General features: G+C 69.5%; 1 protein-coding gene. It reads left to right on the top strand.

The features are described from left to right. Positions 1-890, top strand: an 890-nt coding sequence (locus ABZZ20_RS36830; protein ID WP_356877422.1) for a hypothetical protein, incomplete at its 5' end; no start/stop codon positions are given. Positions 891-1,588: the final 698 nt, after the last annotated feature.

Below are 1,588 nucleotides of genomic sequence, written 5' to 3'. Positions count from 1 at the left end.
GGCCTGCGAGCGTGGGGCGGTTCAGGGCTGAGTACGAGGCGTTGCGGCTGGAGTTGCTGCGGCTGCGGGAGCTGGGTGAGTCGTTCGATGCGAAGGAGTGGGTCCGCGCGCGGGTGGCGGAGCGGGAGGCGGTCGAAAGTTTCATGGCCGGGTTCTCCGTGGGTGAACTCGAGGCGTTGAACGTGGAAGAGTGGCCATCTGCGGATGCCGCCACCACCCCGGAGCTTGTGCAAAAGATTTGTGATGTCCTGGGTACGGACGAGGTAGTAGCCAGGGTGATCGGGGTTAAGAGAAAGGCAGCTTATTGCTACCGAAAAGGAAGTCGTGGACCGGACGCTGAGATATCGGGGCGGATCAGGGGTGAGTATGAGGCGTTGCGGCTGGAGTTGCTGCGGCTGCGGCAGCCTGGTGAGTCGTTCGATGCGGAGGCGTGGGTCCTTCAGCGGTCGGCGGCGCGGCGAATTGGGACCGGGCCTGATGCGGCGTCGGCGGTGGACTACCGCCTGAGGCGGCCGGGGCAGCCTCTGTCCCTGCCGGGCGGGTCGGTCCGGCTGGCGGAGGCGGCCGGGGACCCTCAGGCTGTCGATGTTCGGCTGGAGGAGGAGAGCACGCTCGGCCAGGGCGGGACCGGACTCGATGAGCTGCTCGACTCCCCGGCGGTGCTGGACGCTCGTGTGCGGCGCGACCACGTGGAGGGACTGCCGTGGTCGACGTCGGCCGCGGTTACTTGGGCGCTCGCACCCGGCACGGAAGTGTCGCTGGGCGATGCGCTCGGTCGGGAGGACCGTGCGATTGTGTTGCGCGGGCACCCTGAGCTCTTCCCGGCAGAGGTGCGGGAGATCCTGGACCGGATGATCGGTGGGGAGGAGGGCGGCTCGCTGCCTGCGTAGTCACGTCCGGCATACGCCGCTGTTCCGGGCAGGTGCAGCTGGGCGTGACCGCCCGCTGTGAACCTCAAGCCGCCCCCACAGGCGGCGGCCCGGTCCCGTAGGGCACTGCACAGTCGTCATGGCCGGTACGGTGCTGGGTTCCCCGGAGGACGGGAGTCTCGTCGGTGCCGTCGGATCAGCCTCGCCGGCCCCTGGCGGCACCGCTGTGAGGGGTGGTCCGGCCAGGGGAATCCCCGACACCGGGGGGTACGCGGAATCGGACGTGGTGAGGCTGCCTTCGCCGCTGCTGTCCATGCCGCGGTCGGGACCGGACGTGGACGTGGACGCGGGCGCGGCCGCGGGCGGCGGCACGCCGACGATGGCCCCCGGCCTGCGGGAAGATCTCCGTAGGGTCAGCCGGTTTCCGTCGCCGATCGGGACGGCCTCCTCCGGTACTCCGAATGGATCCTTGCCGGCGGCCGGCGGCCGGCGGATGAGGGGTGGGGCGGCCGGCGCGGTGCGTTGCACGAAGGTGCAGAGATCGAGGGACCTACAGCTCAGATGTTCCTCAACGGCGGCCGGTGTCACGGACCTTCGGCCCCTAGCATCGTGCCGATCCTCCCCAGCGATTCACCGACCAAGGAGCAGGCTGATGGCAGGCGGCGTTCAGCAGTCAAATGAACTGGCGACCCGGAACGGCGTCCAGGCGCTGGAGATGG

Source organism: Streptomyces sp. NPDC006430 (assembly GCF_040612395.1).
Classification (GTDB): domain Bacteria; phylum Actinomycetota; class Actinomycetes; order Streptomycetales; family Streptomycetaceae; genus Streptomyces.
Note: the sequence above shows the minus strand (reverse complement) of the source record. Positions and strands in the feature narration are given on the sequence as shown.